The organism is Hymenobacter coccineus, from assembly GCF_001816125.1.
GTDB classification, from domain to species: Bacteria; Bacteroidota; Bacteroidia; order Cytophagales; family Hymenobacteraceae; genus Hymenobacter; species Hymenobacter coccineus.
Genome location: NZ_MDZA01000328.1, coordinates 1 through 22,286 on the forward strand (window position 1 = coordinate 1; position 22,286 = coordinate 22,286).

A 22,286-nucleotide genomic window follows, 5' to 3' on the forward strand; every position below is an offset into this window, starting at 1 on the left:
AGGCCCCCCCGCCCCGCCCCTGCTCCCCACCCCGGGCATTCCGGGCCCGGGGCCCGCCAAACCAGGGCGCCCCACGCCTCAATTCTAGCAAATCCTTTACGAATGCAATTTGCATAATATTATGTTGAGGCCATGGTTGAAAAATGATTTTTTATGCTTTAATTGCTGAATAAGGAGTTTTATCGATTAAATAAGGCTTGTTATAAATAGTATTAAAATTAGAAAAATAACTGGTTTTATTATATGCTATATCGCTACGCTACAAACTCGCAAACTGCCCCGCCCTACGGCTGCGCAACCGCCCGCGCCGCGGGCAGCCACCGGCAACCCACGCCGGGCAGGGGCCCTGGCAATGCCCCTCTGCTCCAGGCCCCAGCCGGTGGCCCGGGCAGCCGCGCCCCGCAGCACGTGGCGCCGCCGCCCCGCAGCGGCGGGGTGGCGCCGGAGCCCCGGGGTTGCCCTGGCGGGCGGGGCCGCAGCCGAGCGGCCGGGCACCGGGTACTTGCACGGCGCGGTTGCTGGCGGGGCCGGTGGCGCGCCTGCTGGCCGCTTGCTGCTTGTGGCTGGCTACCAGCGGGGCGGCCGCGGCCCAGGCCTACACCTACACGGTGGGCGAGGCGCAGCTGCAGCCAACGCAGGACGTGACGCTACGCGCCGGCGAGTCGCTCTACATTCCGCCGAACACAGTTTACACCGGCCAGGTCACGTTTGAGGGCACCGGGCAGCTCATCGTCAACGACTGGGTTTGGATTGCCGCCACCGTGGCCCTGCCCGCGCAGGCCACCCTCACCAACCACCACCTAATCTCACTGGAGGAACTGACGCTGGCCAGCGGTGCCACGGTGCACAATGCCTACCAGTGCGCCACCACGGCGCTCGTGCTAGCCGCGGGGGCCACCGTGCAGAACGACCCGGAAGCGTGGATGCAAGTGTACAGCGAGGCCTTCGCCAATGCGGGTACAATTAGCAACTGCGGCACTTTCCTGGCCGAGAGCTGGCCGGCCGGTGGGCGCGTGGTGGGGTGCACCCCATTGCCCGTGCAGCTGATCAGCTTCGCGGCCGAGCCGGCGGCGGGGGCCGTGGCCCTGCGCTGGCACACGGCCCAGGAGGTAAACGCCGCCCGCTACGAAGTGGAGCACAGCGCCGACGGGCAGCTTTTTACCACGCTCAGCCAGCAGCCGGCCCGGGGCGCCGGCACCTACGAAGCCACCGACAAGGCCCGGCCGGGGCCCCAGTACTACCGCCTGCGCCTCGTGGATGCGGACGCCACCTTCAGCTACTCGCCAGTGGTCGTGGTCAGCGGCGGGGCTGCCTTGGTGAGCCGGGCCTGGTACAACGAAATAGGCCAACGGCTGGGGGCCCCGCGGCCAGGCTTTTTGCTAGAGGTAAGCACCTACGCTAATGGAGCGGTGGAGAGCAGGAAGTATTTACAGGAATAAGCCCGCGCGGGCATTTTACACAGCCAAAAGGCTGAATAATCTCATAATACGGTCATGCGTCGGCGGCGCTCAGCATGACCGTATTTAGCGAACTTCATTAGGTTCTCGAATCCTACTGTTTTGCTATCCAGACAAATAAAAACCCCGCTTGCAGCCTGCAAGCGGGGTTTACGTAGAGGGGATGGGATTCAACCCACGATGAGCTTTTGGCCCATACACACTTTCCAGGCGTGCTCCTTCGACCACTCGGACACCCCTCTAGGATGGCAGTAATCTGGGGCAAAGGTACGGGGCCCCGGCCGGCCCGGCAAGCCTTTGGGGCCCCGGCCGCACTTTAGGGCCCCAGGGCCGCGTTTTGGTGGGGCCGGCTAGGGGCCCCAGCGGTGCTCAGGGGGTGATTTCGCCCCGCAAATCCTGGCTCAGCAGCTGGCGGGTGCGGGCGTGGTCGAGGCCCAGGCCCAGCACAAACATCATTTTGGTGACGGCCGCTTCGGTGGTGATGTCGTCGCCGCCCACCACGCCCATGCTGGCGAGGGCAGCACTTGTTTCGTACTTGCCCTGCACCACGCGGCCCTCCACGCACTGGCTCACGTTGAGCAGCCACACGCCGCGGGCCAGGGCCCCGCGCAGGCTGGCCAGGAACCACGCGGCGGTGGGCGCATTGCCCGAGCCGTAGGTTTCAAGCACGCAGCCGCGCAGACCGGGCACCCCCAGCACGGCATCGACCACGGCCGCCGTGATGCCCGGAAACAAGCGCAGCACGGCCACCCCAGTTGCGAGGTGCTGGTGCACGCGCAGGCCAGCGGCGGGCAGCAGCCGGATGCTGTTGTCGCTGAAATACAGCCCGATGCCGGCCCGGGCCAACGGCGGGTAGTTCTCGCTCTTGAAGGCCGCAAACTGCTGGCTCTCCACCTTTTTGGCCCGCGTGCCGCGGATGAGCACATCGTTGAAGAACACGCCTACCTCGGGCACCCGCACGGTGCCGGCGCGGGGGTGGCGGGCGGCGGCAATTTCCAAGGCTGTCACGAGGTTGCGCTGGGCATCGGAGCGGCGGGCCCCCACCGGCACTTGGGCCCCGGTGAACACCACCGGCTTGCCCAAATTTTCCAGCAAGTAGCTCAGCGCGGCCGCCGAGTAGGCCATCGTATCGGTGCCGTGCAGCACCACAAATCCATCAAAATCAGCGTAGTGCCTACCAATCAGCCGGGCCAGAAACAGCCAGTCGGCAGGGGACACGTTGCTGCTGTCGATGGGTTCGGGCAGGCTCAGCAGCGACACCCGCAGGGGCAGGCGGGCCAGTTCGGGCATCTGGCGGTCGAGGTGGCTGAGCTCCACGGGGGCCAGCTCGCCCACGGCGTTCACGGCCATGCCCACGGTGCCGCCGGTGTACACCACCAGCACGCGCGGGGCGGTGGCGTCGGCGGGGTCGGCCTGGGTCAGCAAGGGCACCAAGGGCAGGGCGGCGGGGTCGGGGGTCGTCGTCATATGGGGCCCGAAAGGTAGGGCCAGGGGAATGTTGGGCGGGCCGGGGGCCCTAATTTTGCCCTCACGACCGCCCCGCGCGGCCGGGGCCCGTATTAGGCCCTTGGCCGCGCCCGCAGGCGGGGCCCTTTGTTTGCTTTTCTCATCTTTGGTTTTTGCTGCTATGGCGTCTGAATTCGCTGCTCCCTCTTCTCCTAAAGTCCTGACCGACGTTGTACTTATCGGTGCCGGCATCATGAGCGCCACGCTGGGTACGCTCCTCAAGCAGCTTCAGCCCAACCTCACCCTCGAAATTATCGAGCGCCTCGACGAGGTAGCCGCCGAAAGCTCCGACGCCTGGAACAACGCTGGCACCGGCCACTCGGCCTTCTGCGAACTGAACTATACGCCCGAGCGCCCCGATGGCTCCATCGACATTTCGAAGGCCGATAAAATTGCCGAGCAGTTCGAGCTCAGCAAGCAGTTCTGGTCCTCGCTGGTGGAAAACGGCACCCTGCCCGACCCCGATGCCTTCATCCACGCCATTCCGCACATGAGCTTCGTGTGGGGCGCGGCCAACGTGGAGTACCTGCGCAAGCGCCACGCCGCGCTGCTGCACTCGCCCCTGTTCCAGGGCATGGAGTTCAGCACCGATCCGGAAAAGATTGCCGAGTGGATTCCGCTGGTGATGGACGGCCGCGACCCGGCCCAGCCCGTGGCCGCCACCCGCATGGCCATCGGCACCGACGTCAACTTTGGGGCCCTCACCCGCACACTGTTTGAGCACTTGCAAGGCCTGCCGGGCGTAAAATTCACGCTGGGCCAGGAGGTAAGTGGCATTAAGCGCCGAGACGATGGCCACACCTGGCGCTTGAAGGTGAAGGACTTAAAAGCCGGCACCAAACGCAACGTGCGCGCTCGGTTCGTATTCATCGGAGCTGGCGGCGGTTCGCTGCCGCTACTCGAAAAATCGGGTATTCCCGAGGCCAACGGCTTCGGCGGTTTCCCCGTCAGTGGCCAGTGGCTGAAGTGCGTGAACCCCGAGGTGGTGGCCCGCCACGACGCCAAAGTGTACGGCAAGCCCGCCGTGGGCTCGCCGCCCATGAGCATGCCTCACCTCGACACCCGCCAGATCAATGGCCGCCAGGAGTTGCTGTTTGGGCCCTACGCCGGCTTCAGCACCAAGTTCCTTAAGAAGGGCTCCTACACCGACCTGTTCCGCTCCATCGAGCTGGGCAATATCCGGCCGCTGCTCTACGCCGGGGCCCGCAACCTGGGCCTCACCAAGTACCTCATTGGCCAAGTGCTACTTACGCCCACCGAGCGTATTGCCGCCCTGCGCGAGTACTACCCCGAGGCCAACCCCGCCGACTGGCAGCTCGCCGTGGCCGGCCAGCGCGTGCAGGTCATCAAAAAAGACAAAAAGCAAGGCGGCGTGCTGGAGTTCGGCACCGAAGTGGTGACGGCGGCCGACGGCTCCATTGCCGCCCTGCTGGGGGCCTCGCCCGGCGCCAGTACCGCCGTGGCCATCATGCTCGACCTTGTGCAGCGCTGCTTTCCCGAGCAGGCTGCCACGCCCGAGTGGCAGGCCAAGTTCCGCCAGCTCGTGCCCTCCTTTAGCCAAAAACTGGCCGATAACCCGGCCCTGTGCGCCGCCGTGCGCCAGCGTAGCCAGGACGTGTTGCAGGTCGTGCCCGTATAGGCTTATTTATATTTTGGTTGACATGCTCTTATTGTCATCCTGAACGCAGTGAAGGATCTGGGGACAGTCGAAAGATGTGCAGTATTTAGTTACGGCCAACCGTCCGGCTGTCCCCAGATCCTTCACTGCGTTCAGGATGACAAAGGGGCGCTCGAGCTGATAGGGCCCCTGCCCTACTTCGTGCCCAGCTGGCTCTCCACTTCGCGGTCCAGCTCGTTGTACCAGTCCTCGCCGTACTTGCGGATGAGGGGGTCTTTCAGGAACTGGTACACGCGCACGCCCAGGTTCGCGCCGAAGGCGCAGGCCGGCGAGCAGATGCTCCAGCGGTCGTAGTTCAGGGCCTCAAACTCCTCGTACTTTGTGATGCGGATGGGGTAAAGGTGGCAGCTGATGGGCTTTTTGAACGTGGTGGCCCCGGCCAGGTAGGCTTCCTCGATGCCGCATTTGAGGATGCCTTTGCCGTCGTACAGCGCATAAGCGCACTCTCGGTCGCCGATGGTGGTTGTGCTGTAGTCATCCTCCCAATCCTTGATGTAGAGGCCCTGCTCGGCAATGGCCTGGCGGCCGGCTTCGGTGAGGAAGGGCTTGATGTTTTCGTACTCCGTTTCCAGAATCTTTAGCTCGGCCTCCTCCAGGGGGGCCCCCAGGTCGCCTTCTACGCAGCAGGCGCCTTTGCAGGCCTCCAGGTTGCAGACGAAAAAGTTGTCGGCGAGGTCATCGGAAATAACCGTTTGCTGGATAATTATCATACCGCAAAGATACCGCCCCGCGGCGCGGCCGGGTTGTGGCCCCCGGGCCCCGGGGCTACCTTTGTAAACACCGCCAAATCGGCGGTTCTCTACCGATGGCATTAGATTATCTTTCCCTGCTCAACCCCTCCCAGGCCGGCGCGGTGATGCAAACCGAAGGCCCCTGCATGATCATCGCGGGGGCCGGCTCGGGCAAAACCCGGGTGCTCACCTACCGCATTGCTCACCTGCTCGAACAGGGCGTGAGTCCGTTCAACATCCTGGCCCTCACCTTCACCAACAAGGCCGCTAAGGAGATGCGTGCCCGCGTGGAGAAGGTGGTGGGCCCCAACGCCCGCAGCCTGTGGATGGGCACCTTCCACTCGGTGTTCGCCAAAATCCTGCGCTCGGAGGCCGATAAAATCGGCTACCCGCGTAGCTTTACCATCTACGACACGCAGGACACCAAAACGCTCATCGGCCAGATTATCAGGGAGCTGGAGCTGGACGATAAGCTGTATAAGCCGGGCTTGGTGCTGGGCCGCATCTCGGCGGCCAAGAACAAGCTGATTTCGGTGAACCAGTACCTGAGCGACGCCGCCATCAAGGCCGACGACGAGGCGGCGCTGCGGCCCAAAATCGGGGTGCTGTACCAGCAGTACCAGCAGCGCTGCTTCAAGGCCGGCGCCATGGACTTCGACGACCTGCTCTTCAATACCAACGTGCTGTTCCGGGAGCACACCGACGTGCTGAACAAGTACCAGAACATGTTCCGCTTCGTGATGGTGGACGAGTACCAGGACACCAATTACTCGCAGTACCTCATCACCCGCAAGCTGGCGGCTAAGGAGCGTAATATCTGCGTGGTAGGCGACGATGCGCAGAGCATCTACGCCTTCCGCGGGGCCGATATTACCAACATCCTCAACTTCGAGAAGGACTACCCGGAGCTGAAAGTGTTCAAGCTGGAGCAGAACTACCGCTCCACCCAGAACATTGTGAAGGCGGCCAACTCGGTCATCAAAAACAACCAGGCCCAGTTGCGCAAGGACGTGTTTTCGGAGAACGAGGAGGGCACGCTGATCGAGGTCATCAAGGCGGCGTCCGACAACGAAGAAGGCAAGCTGGTGGCCACCACCATCTTCGAGGACAAGATGAACGGGCACTTGTCGTACGACAACTTCGCCATCCTCTACCGCACCAACGCCCAGAGCCGAGCCATGGAAGAAGCGTTGCGCAAACTCAACATCCGCTACAAGATTGTGGGAGGCCTGAGCTTTTACCAGCGCAAGGAAATCAAGGACCTGGTGGCATATTTGCGCCTGACGGTGAACCAGAACGACGAACAGGCTCTACGCCGCGTCATCAATTACCCCAAGCGCGGCATCGGCGATACCACCATCAGCAAGCTCGTGGCCACGGCCGAGGCCGCCAACCACAGCCTCTGGGAAGTGGTGAGCAACGCCGACCAGTTTGTACCCGCCCGCATTTCGAACCCAGTCGTTACGTTCGCCGAAAACATCAAAGCTTACACGGCCCTAGCCGCCCGCGAAGATGCCTTTGAGGCCGCCAAGTTTATCGCCAAAAATTCGGGGATGATCGAGGAATTGTACGCCGACAAGAGCATTGAGGGCCTTTCGCGGTACGAGAACATTCAGGAATTACTCAACGGCATCAAGGAATACGTAGACGACCCCGAGCGCGAGGACAAGAGCCTGGGGGCCTTTTTGCAGGACATTGCACTCGTCACGGACTCTGACCTGAAGGATGCCGCCCAGGAGGGCGAGGCCGTGACGCTGATGACCATCCACTCGGCCAAGGGCCTGGAATTCCGCAACGTGTTCATCGTGGGCATGGAGGAAAACCTGTTTCCGAGCCAGATGATGATTACCTCGCGGGCCGACCTGGAGGAGGAGCGGCGGCTGTTCTACGTGGCCATCACGCGGGCCGAAAAGAAGCTCACGCTGAGCTACGCCACCTCGCGCTACCAGTGGGGCAACCTGCGCAGCGCCGAGAAAAGCCGCTTTCTCGACGAAATTGATCCGGCCTTTGTGCACTTTAAATTTGCGGCCGGTGGGGGCCCAGGCGCGGGCGCGGCCGAGCAGCCGTTCCAGCACGTGTTCGAGCGGCGCTCGAACCTGGTGCCGGTGCTGCCGCGCAAAGTGGCGGCCACCAAGTACGTGGCCCCGGCCGACTTCTCCCCTTCCGACACCAAAAACCTGGTGGCCGGCCAGCGCGTGGAGCACCCCAAGTTCGGCTTCGGCGTGGTGCGCCTGCTGGAAAAGGAGCCCGCCGGCGCCAAGGCCACCATCGACTTCGAGGAAGTGGGCGAAAAGGTGCTGCTGCTGAGCTTCGCCAAGCTGCGCATCCACCTGTAAAACGGCGTGCCACTCCGTTGCCGTTAGCCCGGGGCCCCACTTGAACTGAGGCCCCAGTTCGATTCGCGAACCTCACCCAAAACGGCGTGCCACTCCGTTCTACAAGGCCGGCGCTTACCTTTGGCGGGGCCCCAGCAGGTTTTGCACCGCCACCCGCTCCTCGCTTCCCACTCCCAGTCATTATGAACGAGTTTCAATCCCTGCCCTTCCACTTGCAGCTGCTGGTGCGCGAGTATGGGCAAAGCACGTACCAGCTCATCCAGGGCCTGCGCCAGGTAGAGGACGTGGCTGAGCGCACCCGCCGCGCGGCCCAAATCGTGCAGCTCATCCTGCGCCTCAAGCCCGCGCTGCGCGACCAGCCCGACATCCAAACCCGCCTCTGGAGCCACCTCTCGGCCCTGTTGGGCGAGGAAATCGAGTTGGAGGCCCCCGTGGCCCTGCGCCCGGTGAGCCTGCGCGTGACGCGCCCCAAGCCCGTACCCTACCCGCGCCAGCCGCCGCGCCTGCGCGCCTACGGCCGCGCCATCGAGGCCCTCATTGCCAAGGCGTTGACGCTGGAAAGCCCCGAAGAGCGCGAACAGGCCGCCATCCAAATTGGGCGCACGATGAAGTTCCTGTTCCGCCAGCACAACAAGGAAAACGCCAAGGACGCCACCATCATCCGCCACCTCAGCGAGCTGTCGAACGGCCAGCTGAAGCTGGACCCGGCCCTGGTGGACCAGGAAGAGTTGTTTGAGATGGGCCCCGGCGTAGCCCCCGGCACGGGCGGCAATGTTGGTAGCGGCAGCACCCGCGCGCCCTTCGTGGCCCAGCCCAACCAGCCGCGCCGCACCGGGCCCCCCAGCGGCAACGGCTACGGCAACAACAGCTTTGGCAACGGCCAGAAACGCAACAAGAAAGGCGGCAAAAAAGGCCGCCAGGAGCCCCAGCAGCCGCCGCAATAGGTTCAAATAGCTGTTAGCTACTAGCTGTTGGCTATTAGCTCCGCACCTTGCCCACTTGGGCAAGGCTTTTATATTTTCTTACGTAGCTAACAGCCAACAGCTAGTAGCTAACAGCTCCAATTTAAATGGCTGCATTTGAAGTGCGCGGCGGCCAGCCGCTCCGCGGCGAAATCACGCCCCAAGGTGCCAAAAACGAAGCCCTGCAAATCCTCTGCGCAGTGCTGCTCACCGCCGAGCCGGTCACCATCAGCAACATCCCCGACATCCGCGACGTCAACAAGCTCATCGAACTGCTGCGCGACATGGGCGTGAAGGTGGGCAAGCTGGCCACCGACACCTACCGCTTCCAGGCCGAAGACGTGCACCTGGACTACATGGATTCGCCCGAATTCGTGAAGCAAGCCGGGGCCCTACGCGGCTCCGTGATGATCCTGGGGCCCATGCTGGGGCGCTACGGCCGCTGCCAGCTACCCAAGCCGGGCGGCGATAAAATCGGCCGCCGGCCGATGGATACGCACTTCCTTGGCCTCGAAAAGCTCGGCGGCCAGCTCACACTGGAGGGCACCGATTTTTACCGCATCAAGGCCGACGGTAAGCTCAAGGGCGCCCACATGCTGCTCGATGAGGCCTCGGTGACCGGCACGGCCAACATCCTGATGGCCGCCGTGCTGGCCGAGGGCACCACCACCATTTACAATGCCGCCTGCGAGCCTTACTTGCAGCAGCTGTGCCGGATGCTAGTGCGCATGGGCGCTAATATCCAAGGCATTGGCTCGAACTTGCTCACTATCGAAGGCGTGGAAAGCCTAGGCGGCACCGAGCACCGCATGCTACCCGACATGATTGAAATCGGTTCTTTCATCGGCCTGGCGGCCATGACGGGTTCCGAAATCACCATCAAGGATTGCCAGATTCCGGAGTTGGGCCTCATCCCGGACACGTTCCGCAAGCTGGGCATCCAGTTGGAGTTCCGCGGCGACGACATCTACATCCCGGCCCAGCCGCACTACGAAATCAACACTTACCTCGACGGCTCCATCCTCACCGTCAGCGACCACACGTGGCCGGGCTTCACGCCCGATTTGCTCAGCATTGTGCTCGTGGTGGCCTGCCAGGCCAAGGGCACGGTGCTCATCCACCAAAAAATGTTCGAGAGCCGCCTGTTTTTCGTCGATAAGCTCATCGACATGGGGGCCCAAATCATCCTCTGCGACCCGCACCGCGCTACCGTCATCGGCCTCGACCAGCGCACGCGCCTACGCGGCATCACCATGACCTCGCCCGACATTCGGGCCGGCGTGGCCCTGCTCATCGCCGCGCTCAGCGCCGAGGGCAACAGCACCATCCTCAACGTGGAGCAGATTGACCGCGGCTACCAGTTCATCGACCAGCGCCTCAACGCATTGGGCGCCGATATTCGGCGGCTGTAGGGCCCCAGCTCGTATATTTTTAGACAGCAAAAAGCCCGCTCGAAACCGAGCGGGCTTTTTGTTTGTGCGCATTTGGCCGGTGGGCCAACGATTGATGCCTAGTCCAGTACGGCGTCTACCACGGTGTTCACCACGGCCAGGCCCAAGCTAAATAACAGCGCGTTCAGGAAGCCGTGCACGTCGAAGCTGCTCATCAGGTAATCGGCAATTTTAATGATGATAACGTTGATAACCAGCGAGAACAAGCCCAATGTGAGGATGTTGATGGGCAAGCTCAGCAAGCTGAGGATGGGCTTAACAACGGCGTTGAGGATGCCCAACACAATGATCAGGACGGCGGCCGAACCCACGCCGCCGAGGGCCACGCCCGGCAGCACCTGGCTTAGCCCGTACACGAGCACGGCGGTGAGTAAAAATTTGAGGATGAAACTAAGCATGGTAATAAAGCGGTGTTTGGATGAGTGACCCGGCTTCTACGGCGGCGGGGCTATTCGTGTTTTCGGGCGGTGAGGCGGCCTTGCGACACGGCCATCCAGTTGGCCATCTGGTAGAGCAGGCGGGCCCCCACAATGCCGTTCCAATCGGTATCGCCGGGGGCCACTTCGTTGAGGTCGCACCCGATGATGGTGATGCCGGCCCGCACAATGCTGCGGATGAGGAACGTGGCTTCCTCGTACTCCAGCCCGCCGGGCACGGGCGTGCCGGTGCCGGGGCACAGCTTGGGGTCAAGGCCGTCAATATCGAAGCTGATGTACACCTTGGGCGGCAGCTGGGCAATGATTTTGCCGCACACCTTTTTCCACGACTTCTTGGCGTAGCGCTCCTCGCTCAGAAACCGCTGGCCAAACAGCGCCACCCGCCCGTGCGATTGCTCGATGAACTCAGCCTCCTGCTGGCAATAGTCGCGGATGCCCACCTGCACCAGTTTTTTCACCTGCGGCAGCGCCAAAGCATTGTGCATTATGCTGGCGTGCGAATACTTAAAGCCTTCGTAAGCCGGCCGCAGGTCGCAGTGCGCGTCGATTTGCAGAATGGCAAATTCCTTGTGGCGCGCCGCAAGCGCATCCATAAAGCCCAAAGGCGTGCTGTGGTCGCCACCGAGCACCATCACCGCCTGGCCCCCGTCAAGCAGGGCCCCTGTTTTAGCAGCCAGCCACTGGCGCAATTTGTCTCCCTCGGCGTTGACGAGGGCGGGCACGGCCCGCATGGCCTCGGCGCCGGCGGTGGGCTCACCGGCCTCCAGCCAGCCGATGTAGTCGGCGGCCAGGGGGCGCAGGCGGGCGCTGGTGGCAGCCACTTCGGCGTCGGCTTCTTCCAGGGCCAGGCCCAGCTGCCAGGCGTTGGGCAGGTCGGGGTCGTAGAGGTCTACTTGCAGGGAAGCCTCGTGCACGGCGGCGGGGCCCTGGGCGGTGCCGGCGCGGTAGCTCACGGTCACTTCCCAGGGCACGGGCACCACCACCACCTGGGCCTCTTCGGCCGTAAAGGGTAGGCCAAAAAGCCCGCCCTCGGCGTCGCCGGGCGCATTGGGGTCGAACTGGGCAATTTTGCGGGCGCGGGCAGCGGAGCCGGAATCAGGCATCGGAATACGAATGAGTGGGGCAGCGAATGGCAAAATACGCTAAAGCGCGAAACTAACGCTCCGCGCATTGCTGCCCAAGTGAAGATAGATGAAGAAGGCAGGAACGGGAGTTACTGCCCAATTTTGGGCGGCTAGGCTGCGCACGGGGCCCCATCGGGCGCGAAACCGTTGCTTCGCGCGAAAGGCCCAATCAGGCCCCGGCCAGCTGCTTGCCGAGGAAATCATAACCGCGAATGATGTCGAGGATTTTCTCGAACGTGGCGCGGTCGAAGAACAGCATCAACGGCAGTTCCACGGAGTTGCCGTGGTCGGAGAACTGGGTAATGATGGAAAAGATGAGCGGTTGCAGCGATTCGCTGGGCACCAAGTGGTTCACCAGGGCCGTAGTATCGCCGCTAAATGTGCACGGTGGGGCCCCGTAAATGCGGGCTTTCAGAATGTTGGCCAGCTGCGTGACGAGGGCCCCGGTGATGATGTTGCTAATTTCGAGCAGCAGCGACTCTTGCAACTCGTTGACCTGCACGGAATCGGGCACTTGCATCCGCAAGCACACCCGCGAGAGCCGCTGCACGTGCTGGCCCGAGAAAAACATGAGCGTAGTCCCCGTAAAATCGCCCCGGATGTCGGACTGAATGACCGCGTGGTTGGTACTGTACTCCCGCACACGCATCAAGATATCCTCACTCTCGAGCAGGTCCAAGCTGGGTACTTCGAGCAGTACTTTCTCCTGCGCGACCACGGCGAACGAGTCGGCGGCACGAGCCAGCCCAATGTTCAGAATTTCGCGGATGATGTCGCGCTCCAGCTCGGTCATTGATAAATTCATAATGGAACTAATCTAAGGCAATTAAGGCGTCTGGCGGGAAAGATGAGGGCAGAATGAGCAATACGAAAAACTATGCCCGGCGGGCAACAAATAAGCGGGTAAGCGCGGGCACATCCAGCACCAGGCACACCTGCCCGCTGCCAAGCAGCGTCACGCCCCCAAACAAGTCAATGGTGTCCAGGGGCTTGCCCAGGGGCTTGACCACAATGCTCTGCTGGCGTAGAAAACGGTCAACAAGCAACCCCAAGCGGCGGTTATTGTAGTTAACGACGAGTACCTGCTGGGGCCCCTGGAGCTGGTTTTTGTTGGCAGCGGGCAAAGGCTCAGCGCCTTCCACGTGCAGCAACTCGCGCAGCGGCACCACCGGCACGGCCTGGCCCTGCACGTGGGCCAGCAGCAGGCCGCCGGCCACCGAAAACTCCTCGGGGCGCAGGGCCAGCACCGTATCGGTGTGCAGGAGCGGCACAGCGTAGGGCCGGTCATCCAGCTCCACCAGCAGGGCCCCCTTCACGGCAATGGAAGTGGGCAGCACCAGCGTAAACGCAGTACCCTGGCCCCGCACCGACTCGATGCGCAACTGGCCCCCTAGCGAATCCAGGGCCCGCTTCACCACGTCGAGGCCCACGCCGCGGCCCGAAATGTCGGTCACCTGCGCCGCAGTGGAGAAGCCGGGCTCAAACAAGAAGGCCCACACCGCTTGCTCATCAAGGGTGGCGGCCAGCTCGGTGGTCGTCAGGCCGCGCTCCACAGCCTTGCGGCGCACAACTTCGGTGTCGATGCCAGGGCCGTCGTCGGCAATCTGAATCAGCACGTCGTCGCGCTCGGTGAGGGCCGACAGGCGCAGCTGGCCAACGCGCGGCTTGCCGGCCGCCGCGCGCTGGGCGGGGGCTTCCAGGCCGTGGCTCACAGCGTTGCGCACGAGGTGCAGCAGCGCATCAGTAATGATTTGTAGCACGTTGCGGTCAATCTGCACGTCCTGGCCGCTCAGGGTCAATTCCACTTCCTTGCCCTCGGCGGTGGCCACGTCGCGCACCACCCGCGGGAATTTATTCAGCAGCACGCCCACGCCCACCAGCCGCACGTCCATCACGCTGTACTGCAAATCATCGGAAATGCGGAACAAGTGGCGGGCCGTGGCCTGCAATGCCGGGTGGCCAATTTCGTCGGCCAGCGTCAGGATCCGGTCCCGGTCGATTACCAGCTCCCCCACTAAATTCAGCAGCTTATCGAGCTTGCGCACCTGGATGTACACCAAGTCCGAGAGCTCCATCTTGCGGTTGTCCTCCTCCCCCGGGGCCCCGTCAGCTTCGGCAGCGACGGGTAGCACAGGCTCTTCGCCCCGCGCCAGGCGGTCGAGGTTGTCGAGCAGGTCGGTGGCGTCGGGCAGGGGCTGGTCGGCCCCCACGGCCCGAATCATGGCCCCCAGCGCGTCCAGGCCCGTGAAGATTACCGGTACTAACGAGCCGGCAAACTCGCGCTGCTTGTCGCGGATGAGCCCAAAAATCGTTTCCAAGTGGTGGGCCACCTCGCCAATAGCGGTGTGCCCCATCGCCCGGGCGTTCGACTTCAGGTTGTGCATGAGCCGGAACAACTCGTTGAGGGCGGGCACGTCGGCCGGGCTACGCTCCAGCTCGCTCAGGTGCCGGCCCATGGCCTCGTAGTATTCCAACGCCTCGGCCATGAACAGCTCGCGGTATTCTTGTTCGCGGGCGGTCATAAGCGACGTGTTAAATAACCATTAATCCCTTGGGGCCCCAGGGGAAGGCGCGCACTGACACCGGCCGGTTTAGCACTGCCAAACCGGGCAGGGCGGGCCGCCCCCAGGGCCGGGGCACTACGCTGCATCGCCGCCCAGCGCCGACCCCACAATCTCCAGCACGCGCTCTTCCGAGAATGGCTTCACGATGTAGGCCAGGGCCCCGTTCTCGATGGCTTCGTTTACGATAACCTCTTGGCCCACGGCGCTGCACATCACCACTTTGGCATCGGGTGCCTCCTTGCGCAGGCCGCGCAGCACGTCGAGGCCGGTGTTGTCAGGCAGAATCACGTCCAGGGTAATGAGGTCGGGCTTGGTGGCAGCGGCCATCTCCAGCGCCTGCTGGCCATTGGCGGCCTCGCCCACCACCTCGTAGCCGGCATCGGTGAGCATGTTCTTGAGCATCGTGCGCATATAAAAGGAGTCGTCGACGATGAGGATGCGCTTATTCATTATAAAAGGACAGAAAGGTAAACGGAATGAAGAGAAGATGGGGCCCCAGGGGATAGGTGGCTATACGGGCCGCTGGCGGCAAAGGTGCTGGTTAATTCGGCAGCCGCAGTATCTCGGTATGGGTCAGCAATTTGCGCATGTCAAGCACGATGATGACGCTGCCATCGGGCAGTTTGGCGATGCCCTCCAGGTAGCGCTCGCGCTGCCCGCTGTCCTGCAGAAACTCGGGCGCCGCCTCGATAGCGGCCGCCGGCAGCCGCAGCGGCCGGGGCACTTCGCGCACGGCCAAGCCGATGGTGTAGTCGGCGGCTTCCACGGCGATGGTGTAGCTGCGCTCGGGCAAGGGCCGCCCGGCGGGCATCAGCCCGAACCGCTCCTCCAGGTCAATGATGGCAATGATGTCGCCGCGCAGGTTCACAATGCCCTTGATGAAGGCAGGTGTTTTGGGCATGCGCGCCACTTCGGGCGTGGCCGTTACCTCGCGCACCTGCTCGATGCGGACGCCATAGTCTTCGCCAGCCAACTGAAACACAATGAGCTGCACCGTGGCTTCGGGCGCGGCCAGGGCGGCCTTGCCCCCTACGGGGCGCAGAACAGAATCGGGCATGGGTAAATTATTAAGCGAAGAAAACCGTCAACGAATTACTTACCAGCCGTTTTAGGCTTCACTTTTTGTGGGCGCGCCTTAGGAGCAGATTGGCCATTGGTGATTGGCGCGGGAGCAGCGGGGGCCCCGGCAGCAGTCGTTTTGCGCACAACCCGCGCAGCCGACTTAGCCGCGGGCACGGGGGCTGCCTTGGGGGCCCCCGCGGCCTTTTGGCCGTTGCTGGCCGCGGCGCGTTGCTCGGGGCGGGGGGCTGGCTGTGGGTACTGGTGCGGGCGATGATGCGGCGGCGCACCGGCGGTGCGGGCTCCGGCTCGGGCTCTGGTTCGGCCTCCACGTAGTCGCCGAGCTGGAAGGCTGAGAGGCCGAGCTGCAAGTCGTCGGCAATGTCGGTGAGGCGCTGGCTGCTGGTGGTCAGCTCCTGCATGGAGGTGCTCAGCTGCTGGGCCGTGCCGGCCACCTGCTGGGTGCCGGTGGCGGTCTGCTCGGCAATGGCCACCACTTCCTCCACGTACTTCACTACGTCGCCAATCGAAGTGCGCTGCACCTCAGTGGCGGTGAGGATTTCGCGCGAACTGCGCAGGGTTTCCCCGCTGCTGGTGGCAATGTTTTTAAAGGCCGCGCTGGCCTCGAACGTGGCATTTTTGCCCTTCAGTACCCGCCCTTCCATCGTGCTGATGGCCGTGGCGGCGGTGGTGGTATCCTTCTTCACGTCGTCCACCAAGGTACCGATTTCACTGGCCGACTTTCGCGAGCTTTCGGCCAGCTTGCGGATTTCCTCGGCCACCACGGCAAAGCCCCGGCCTGCCTCGCCGGCCCGGGCCGCTTCGATGGCGGCGTTCAAAGCCAGCAGGTTGGTCTGGGACGCAATGTCCGTAATCACGCTCAGCGACTTGCTGATTTCCTGCGAGCGGGTGCTCAGCACTTCGATGGTGCGCGAGGTTTGCGAGGCGGCGCTGGAAATTTCTTCCATATTTTTCACCACTTCGGCCACCGTTTTCAGGCCCAGCTGCGAGGTTTGTTCGCCCATGATGGCCGATTTGTTCACCACGTCGGCCTTGTCAGCCGTTTCCTTGGTGGCCTGCATAATTTCCTCGATCAGCTTAAAGGCCTGGTCGGTTTTGAGGGCCTGGTTCTGGGCCCCCTCGGCCATTTGCTGCATGGCCAGCGCCACGTTGGCCGTCACGCTGCTCATGGCCTGGCCCTTCTCCACCATCTCTTCGGAAGAAGTGCCCACCACCTGGGCCGAGTCGTTGATTTCGCTTAGCAAGTCGTTCACACTCACCACGGCCAGGTTCAGGGCGCTGCTCATGGTTTCGAGGTCGCCGGCCGTCTGCACCTCCACCTGTTGGGTAAAGTCGCCTTCCGAGATGGCGCGCACCACGCGGCTCACCTCTAGCACCGGTAGGGCAATGGCCTCCAGCAGGGCGTTGAGGGTGTCTACCAACTCTTTCCACGAGCCCGACACGTCAGTTACGGTGGCTCGCTCGGTGAGCTTGCCCTCGGCGCCGGCCACGCGGGCCACGCGGCTCACTTCCGAGGCCAGGCGGTTCAGGTCGTCCACCATGCGGTTGATGGTAGCGGCCAGGTCGGCTACTTCGCCGGCCGCTTCCAGCGTCAGTTTGCGGGTCAGGTCACCCTGGCTCACGGCCGTTACCACCGCCACAATGCCGCGTACCTGCGTCGTCAGGTTGGCCGCCATCACGTTCACGTTGTCCGTCAGGTCTTTCCAAGTGCCCGATACGTCGGGCACGTTGGCCTGGCCGCCAAGCTGGCCCTCAGTGCCCACCTCGCGGGCCACGCGGGTCACCTCGCCGGCGAAGATGTTGAGCGAGTCCACCATCTGGCTCAGGATGTTCTTCAGGTCCAGGATCTCGCCCTGCGCGTCCACCGTCATTTTCTGGCTCAGGTCGCCCCGCGCACGGCCGTGGCCACGTTGGCAATGTCGCGCACCTGAGAAGTCAGGTTCGCCGCCATCGTGTTCACGTTGTCCGTCAGCTCCTTCCAGGTGCCGGCGGCCCGGGGCACCACGGCCTGGCCGCCGAGCTTGCCCTCTGTGCCCACCTCGCGGGCCACCCGCGTCACCTCGTCGCCGAACACGTTCAGCGAGTCCACCATCTGGTTGAGAATATTTTTCAGCTCCAGGATTTCGCCCTTCACGTTCACCGTCATCTTCTGGCTCAGGTCGCCGCGGGCTACGGCCGTGGCAACGTTGGCAATGTCACGCACCTGGCTCGTCAGGTTCGCCGCCATGTTGTTCACGTTATCCGTCAGGCCTTTCCACACGCCGCTCACGCCGGGCACCAGGGCCTGGCCGCCGAGCTGGCCCTCGGTGCCTACGTCCTGGGCCACGCGGCTCACCTCGCCAGCAAACAGGTTGAGCGAATCCACCATGCCGTTGAGGTTCTGCTTGAGCTGCAACAGCTCGCCTTTCAGCTCCACGGTTACTTTCTGGCTGAGGTCGCCGCGGGCCACTGCGGTGGCCACGTTGGCAATGTCGCGCACCTGGCTTGTCAGATTCAGCGCCATCGTGTTCACATTGTCCGTCAGCTCCTTCCACACCCCGCCGGCATTAGGCACCACGGCTTGGCCGCCCAAGCGGCCCTCGGTGCCCACGTCCTGGGCCACGCGGCTCACCTCGGAGGCAAACACGTTCAGGTTGTCAATCGTCTTGTTGATGGTTTCAGCCATCACCTTGAAGTCGCCCGACACCGGAATCTGGAAGCTCTCGTCGAGGTTGCCGCGGCTAATGTTTTTCAGCACCTTGCCCACCTCCAACACCGGCACGGCGATGCTGTCCACCAGGCCGTTGATGTTGTTGATCATGTCGCGCCAGAAGCCCGAGGCCCCGTCGGCCGAGCCCGGGCCTTGAGGTTGCCTTCCACGCCGGCCACCTTGCTAATGCGCGACACCTCGCCTCCCACCCCGCCGATCATGGCGACCATGGAGTTGTAGGCTTCGGCAATTTCTGAGAAGATGTCGTCGTTTTGCTTGGTCAGGCGCACGCTCACGTCGCCCTTCTTAAAGGCATCGAGCGCGTAGAGCACCCGGTTGAGCTGGTCGTTGACGTAGCCCGGATCCTGGGTGTCGATGGAGCCGCGCGAACTGCCGCGCTTGCGGGTCAGGTCGTTGGGAGTGCGGGTACCATCGGGCAACACGGCGGGCGCAACGGCGGCGGGGGCCTCCTCCGCGGCGGCGGCGGCCCGCCGGGGCTTGGGTTGCGGAGTTTTGGGGGAAGCCATAGGTTGAGGGTAGGTATAGCGTGGGAAGGGAGGGCCGCCGGGCGAAGGTCGCCCGCCAGGGCCGTGTTTGCAAAGATAGGCGGGGCGGGGCGGGCCGAAACCGGGATTGCGGCGGGGTTGTTGTGAGAGAACAGGGCCCCGGATGGGATTATTGCGGCATCTTTACGCCCCATACTTGTAATCTTCTAATCTACGGCCGCCGTTTTCTCGTTACGTCTACCTTAGCACTATGCTCGCTCTCTACTCCTTTCCGCTTTATGGTTAAGAATTTAGTCATCGTCGAATCGCCGGCCAAGGCCAAAACTATTGAAGGCTACCTGGGCCAGGACTTTGTGGTGCGCTCTAGCTACGGCCACGTGCGCGACCTGCCCAAAGACAACAATGCCATCGACATCGCCAATGGTTTTAAGCCCACTTATGTGGTATCAGCCGACAAAAAAGAGCTGATTGCGCAGCTGAAGAAGCTCTCGAAAGAAGCTGAAACCGTGTGGTTGGCGAGTGATGACGACCGCGAGGGCGAAGCCATTTCGTGGCACCTGGCCGAAACGCTGAACTTGGCCCCGGCCAAAACCCGGCGCATTGTGTTCCGCGAAATCACTAAAAATGCCATCCTGGGGGCCATTGCCAGCCCGCGCGAGGTGGACCAGAACTTGGTGAACGCCCAGCAGGCCCGCCGTGTGCTCGACCGCCTCGTGGGCTTTGAGCTGAGCCCCGTGCTTTGGAAAAAGGTGAAGCCCGGCCTGAGTGCCGGCCGCGTGCAGAGCGTGGCCGTGCGCCTGGTAGTGGAGCGCGAGCGCGAAGTGAGCCACTTCCTCAGCGCCAGCGCCTACCGCGTGGTGGCCCGCTTCGACGCCGGCCGCGGGGCCGTGCTGGAAGCGGAGCTGCCCACGCGCTTCAAGACCCGCGCCGAAGCCGAGGCCTTTCTGGGCAATTGTGTGGGGGCCACGTACCAGATTGAAAGTCTCGACAAAAAGCCCGGCAAGCGCAGCCCGGCGGCCCCATTTACCACGAGCACGCTCCAGCAGGAGGCCTCGCGCAAGCTGGGCTACTCGGTGGCCCAGACCATGAGCGTGGCCCAGAAGCTGTACGAAGCTGGCAAAATCAGCTACATGCGGACCGACTCGGTGAACTTGTCGCAGGACGCGCAGATGGGGGCCCAGGACGCCATTACGGCGGCATATGGCGCCGAATACCACCACCAGCGCACCTTCAAAACCAAGTCGGCCTCGGCCCAGGAGGCCCACGAAGCCATCCGCCCCACCGATTTTGGGGCCGTGAAGGCCGGGGCCGACGCCTCGGAGCAGCGTCTCTACGACCTGATCCGCAAGCGGGCCATGGCCTCGCAGATGGCGGAGGCCATCATCGAGCGTACCACGGCCGTGATTGGCATCAGCACGCAACCAGGCACCACGCTCACGGCCACGGGTGAAGTGATTACGTTTGAGGGCTTTCTGAAAGTGTACGCGGAGAGCAAGGACGACGAGGACGAGGACGACGCGGCCAAGGACGGCGAAAGCAGCTTCTCGCGCGGCCTGCCCCCGCTGAGCGTGGGCCAGGCCCTGCCCCTGCTGCGCTTCAGCGCCACGGAGCGGTTTTCGGCCCCGCCGGCCCGCTACACTGAGGCCTCGCTGGTGAAGAAGCTCGAGGAGCTGGGCATCGGCCGCCCTTCTACCTACGCCCCCACCATCAGCACGGTGCAGAAGCGCGGGTACGTGGAAAAGGATACCCGCGAGGGCAAGGAGCGCAAGTTCCACGTGCTGACGCTGGAGGGCCCCACGGTGCAGACCGAAGAAAAGACGGAGAACTACGGCGCTGAGAAGGCCAAGCTCTTCCCAACGGATACGGCCATGGTGGTCAACGATTTCCTGGTGGCGCACTTCCCCACGGTGGTAGACTTCCAGTTCACGGCCAAGGTGGAGGACGAGTTCGACCAGATTGCCAACGGCCACGAGGACTGGACGAAGATGCTGACCGGCTTCTACAGCAAGTTCCACGCGACCATTGAGGCCGGGCAGGACATCGAGCGCAGCACCTTGGGCAGCACCCGCGAGCTGGGCGTGCACCCCGAAACGGGCGAGAAGATAACCGCCCGCCTGGGTAAATACGGCCCCTACGTGGCCCTGGGCGACCCCGACGGCGAGGTAAAACCCACCTACGCCAACCTGCGCAAAGGCCAGTTCATTGAAAACCTGACCCTGGAAGATGCCCTGGAGTTGTTCAAACTGCCGCGCATTGTGGGGCAGTTCGAGGACAAGGACATGACGGCCAACCTGGGCCGCTTTGGGCCCTACGTGCGCCACGACAGCAAGTTTTTCTCCCTTACCAAGGAGCAGGACCCGCACACCATCAACGCCGAAGAGGCCGTAGCGCTGATTGAGAACAAGCGCAAAACCGACGCCGAGCGCCTCATCAAGGCATTCCCCGAAAACCCGGACATCCAGGTGCTCAACGGGCGCTTCGGGCCCTACATCGTGGCGGGCAAGAAGAACGTGAAGATTCCGAAGGGCGAGGAGCCCGCCGACCTGACCCTGGAGCGCTGCCTGGAACTGGCCGAGGCCACGCCCGATAAGCCCGCCAAAGGCGGCCGCTTCGGCAAGAAGGCAGCCCCCGCCAAGGAGGACAAAACCGACGAGCCCGCCAAGAAAAAGCCCGCCGCCGCCAAAAAGCCCGCGGCGAAGAAGCCGGCTGCTAAAAAAGCCCCGGCCGCCAAAGCCAAGGCCCCTGCTGCCGCCGCCAAGAAGCCCGCCGCTGCCAAAAAGGCCACTGCCGAGGCGAAATGATCCCGGACGCCCCGCGTTGGGTAGCAACCACCAAAAAAGCCCGTGCAATACGGGCTTTTTTTTGGCTCTCGTCATGGCCCTATTATTCTTATTCACAGCAGTATTGGCAGCGCAGCTAATGGGCGCGCCGGCCAGTGCGCCTGGGGCCCCCACGGCCGGCGCGCCCCGCCCACTTACCCGTGGCTGGGGCAGCCAGGCCGCCCTGATAGGGCGCTGGCCGTCCGGTTTGCGGTACCGGCCGGGTGCCGGCGCGTAGCGGTGGCGTCTGGCTCGTGGGGCGAGTGGCTGCGCTACCTGCCCCTGCGCGCCGCCGGCACCCCCGCCCGCCTCTACAACGGCCGGCTGAAGGACCGCCAAGATGTAGTGGCCGCCGTGGTTGACATCGACGTGGGGCCCACCGACCTCCAGCAATGCGCCGATGCCGTCATCCGGCTGCGGGCGGAGTACTTATTTTCCCTCGACCCCAACCGGGTGCATTTCCACCTCACCACGGGCTACGATTTCTGGTTTTCCGACTACGTGGCCGGCCGCACCTTTCGGGTGGTGGAGGAAGAAGTCCAACCCGCCCCCAAGGCCACCGAAGCGCCCACCCACGCGGCCCTGGCCCGCTACCTCGTGCCCACGTTTGGCTACGCGGGCACCTTGTCGCTGCGCCGCGAGCTGGGTCCCGTGCCCCTGGCCGAAGTGCAGCCCGGCGACGTGCTCATCCACGGGGGGGCCCCGGGCCACGCCGTGCTGGTGGCGGACGTGGCCGAAAACCCCGCTACCGGCCAGCGGTTTATGCTACTGGCCCAGAGCTATATGCCTGCCCAAAGCATTCATGTGCTGCGCAACGTGGCTGAGCCCGCACTCGGGGCCTGGTTTAGGGTACAGCCGGCGGCGGCCCGGGTAGCTACGCCGGAGTGGGACTTTGCAAGTAGTGAGCTGGGGCGGTTTTGAAGGAGAGGCGCCCGGCCCGCGTTGG

Annotated in this window: 18 protein-coding genes and 1 tRNA gene; 7 read left to right on the top strand and 12 right to left on the bottom strand. The window is 63.4% G+C overall.

Features of this window, described 5'->3' with window-relative positions:
* The first annotated feature begins 515 nt into the window (after positions 1-515).
* Positions 516-1,439 (top strand): cupin domain-containing protein, encoded by a 924-nt coding sequence (locus BEN49_RS16770; RefSeq protein ID WP_070745405.1) that lies wholly within the window; start codon positions 516-518, stop codon positions 1,437-1,439.
* A 173-nt stretch (positions 1,440-1,612) separates the two neighbouring features.
* On the opposite strand, the gene BEN49_RS28185 is transcribed toward BEN49_RS16770, so the two are convergent.
* Positions 1,613-1,699 (bottom strand) — tRNA-Ser (locus tag BEN49_RS28185).
* 127 nt (positions 1,700-1,826) lie between these two features.
* A complete protein-coding gene (locus BEN49_RS16775; protein WP_070745408.1) occupies positions 1,827-2,924 on the bottom strand; it encodes a type I asparaginase in 1,098 nt (365 codons plus the stop codon).
* 160 nt (positions 2,925-3,084) lie between these two features.
* On the opposite strand from BEN49_RS16775, the gene BEN49_RS16780 reads away from it, so the two are divergent.
* Complete coding sequence (locus BEN49_RS16780) at positions 3,085-4,602, top strand: malate:quinone oxidoreductase (protein WP_070745411.1); 1,518 nt, start codon at positions 3,085-3,087, stop codon at positions 4,600-4,602.
* 173 nt (positions 4,603-4,775) lie between these two features.
* Here BEN49_RS16780 and BEN49_RS16785 read toward each other — a convergent pair whose 3' ends face one another.
* Positions 4,776-5,351: a DUF3109 family protein gene (locus BEN49_RS16785; RefSeq protein WP_070745413.1), complete on the bottom strand. Its 576-nt coding sequence runs from the start codon at positions 5,349-5,351 to the stop codon at positions 4,776-4,778.
* 95 nt (positions 5,352-5,446) lie between these two features.
* Here BEN49_RS16785 and BEN49_RS16790 point away from each other — a divergent pair, with 95 nt between their 5' ends.
* The 3 genes from BEN49_RS16790 to murA all read left to right on the top strand — a co-directional run bounded on the left by BEN49_RS16790 (position 5,447) and on the right by murA (position 10,082).
* The gene (locus BEN49_RS16790) at positions 5,447-7,708 is read left to right on the top strand and encodes an ATP-dependent helicase (RefSeq protein WP_070745415.1); all 2,262 of its coding nucleotides are present in this window, start codon (positions 5,447-5,449) and stop codon (positions 7,706-7,708) included.
* Between the two features lie 182 nt (positions 7,709-7,890).
* Positions 7,891-8,652, top strand: a complete 762-nt coding sequence (locus BEN49_RS16795) for a DUF4290 domain-containing protein (protein ID WP_070745419.1) — start codon at positions 7,891-7,893, stop codon at positions 8,650-8,652.
* Between the two features lie 125 nt (positions 8,653-8,777).
* Positions 8,778-10,082, top strand: coding sequence for a UDP-N-acetylglucosamine 1-carboxyvinyltransferase (gene murA / locus BEN49_RS16800; protein WP_070745422.1), 1,305 nt, complete (start codon positions 8,778-8,780; stop codon positions 10,080-10,082).
* 98 nt (positions 10,083-10,180) lie between these two features.
* Here the strand turns inward: murA and BEN49_RS16805 are convergent, their stop codons facing one another.
* The 9 genes from BEN49_RS16805 to BEN49_RS29720 form a co-directional block, all read right to left on the bottom strand.
* Positions 10,181-10,519 (bottom strand): phage holin family protein, encoded by a 339-nt coding sequence (locus BEN49_RS16805; protein WP_070745425.1) that lies wholly within the window; start codon positions 10,517-10,519, stop codon positions 10,181-10,183.
* Between the two features lie 50 nt (positions 10,520-10,569).
* Positions 10,570-11,661: an agmatinase family protein gene (locus BEN49_RS16810; protein ID WP_070745428.1), complete on the bottom strand. Its 1,092-nt coding sequence runs from the start codon at positions 11,659-11,661 to the stop codon at positions 10,570-10,572.
* A gap of 190 nt (positions 11,662-11,851) precedes the next feature.
* Positions 11,852-12,487, bottom strand: coding sequence for a chemotaxis protein CheC (locus tag BEN49_RS16815; RefSeq protein WP_239691983.1), 636 nt, complete (start codon positions 12,485-12,487; stop codon positions 11,852-11,854).
* Between the two features lie 70 nt (positions 12,488-12,557).
* Positions 12,558-14,204 carry a chemotaxis protein CheA gene (locus BEN49_RS16820; protein ID WP_070745434.1) on the bottom strand — a complete coding sequence of 549 codons (1,647 nt, stop codon included), beginning with the start codon at positions 14,202-14,204 and terminating at the stop codon, positions 12,558-12,560.
* 117 nt (positions 14,205-14,321) lie between these two features.
* Positions 14,322-14,696, bottom strand: a complete 375-nt coding sequence (locus tag BEN49_RS16825) for a response regulator (RefSeq protein WP_070745436.1) — start codon at positions 14,694-14,696, stop codon at positions 14,322-14,324.
* Between the two features lie 91 nt (positions 14,697-14,787).
* The gene (locus BEN49_RS16830) at positions 14,788-15,303 is read right to left on the bottom strand and encodes a chemotaxis protein CheW (protein WP_070745439.1); all 516 of its coding nucleotides are present in this window, start codon (positions 15,301-15,303) and stop codon (positions 14,788-14,790) included.
* Between the two features lie 58 nt (positions 15,304-15,361).
* Positions 15,362-17,197, bottom strand: a complete 1,836-nt coding sequence (locus BEN49_RS29710; protein WP_070745442.1) for a methyl-accepting chemotaxis protein — start codon at positions 17,195-17,197, stop codon at positions 15,362-15,364.
* 8 nt (positions 17,198-17,205) lie between these two features.
* Positions 17,206-18,126, bottom strand: a complete 921-nt coding sequence (locus BEN49_RS29715) for a HAMP domain-containing protein (protein ID WP_070745446.1) — start codon at positions 18,124-18,126, stop codon at positions 17,206-17,208.
* Entirely contained in the window at positions 18,123-18,542 is a 420-nt protein-coding gene (locus BEN49_RS29720; protein ID WP_070745450.1) for a methyl-accepting chemotaxis protein, read from the bottom strand. Before BEN49_RS29720 ends, BEN49_RS29715 begins: the two co-directional genes overlap by 4 nt.
* Before the next feature lie 257 nt (positions 18,543-18,799).
* Between BEN49_RS29720 and topA the strand changes: the two genes are divergently transcribed.
* Together topA and BEN49_RS16855 are read left to right on the top strand one after the other, a co-directional pair.
* Positions 18,800-21,322, top strand: a complete 2,523-nt coding sequence (gene topA / locus BEN49_RS16850; RefSeq protein ID WP_070745453.1) for a type I DNA topoisomerase — start codon at positions 18,800-18,802, stop codon at positions 21,320-21,322.
* Between the two features lie 42 nt (positions 21,323-21,364).
* Positions 21,365-22,261, top strand: coding sequence for a DUF4846 domain-containing protein (locus BEN49_RS16855; RefSeq protein WP_083326199.1), 897 nt, complete (start codon positions 21,365-21,367; stop codon positions 22,259-22,261).
* Positions 22,262-22,286 lie beyond the last annotated feature (25 nt).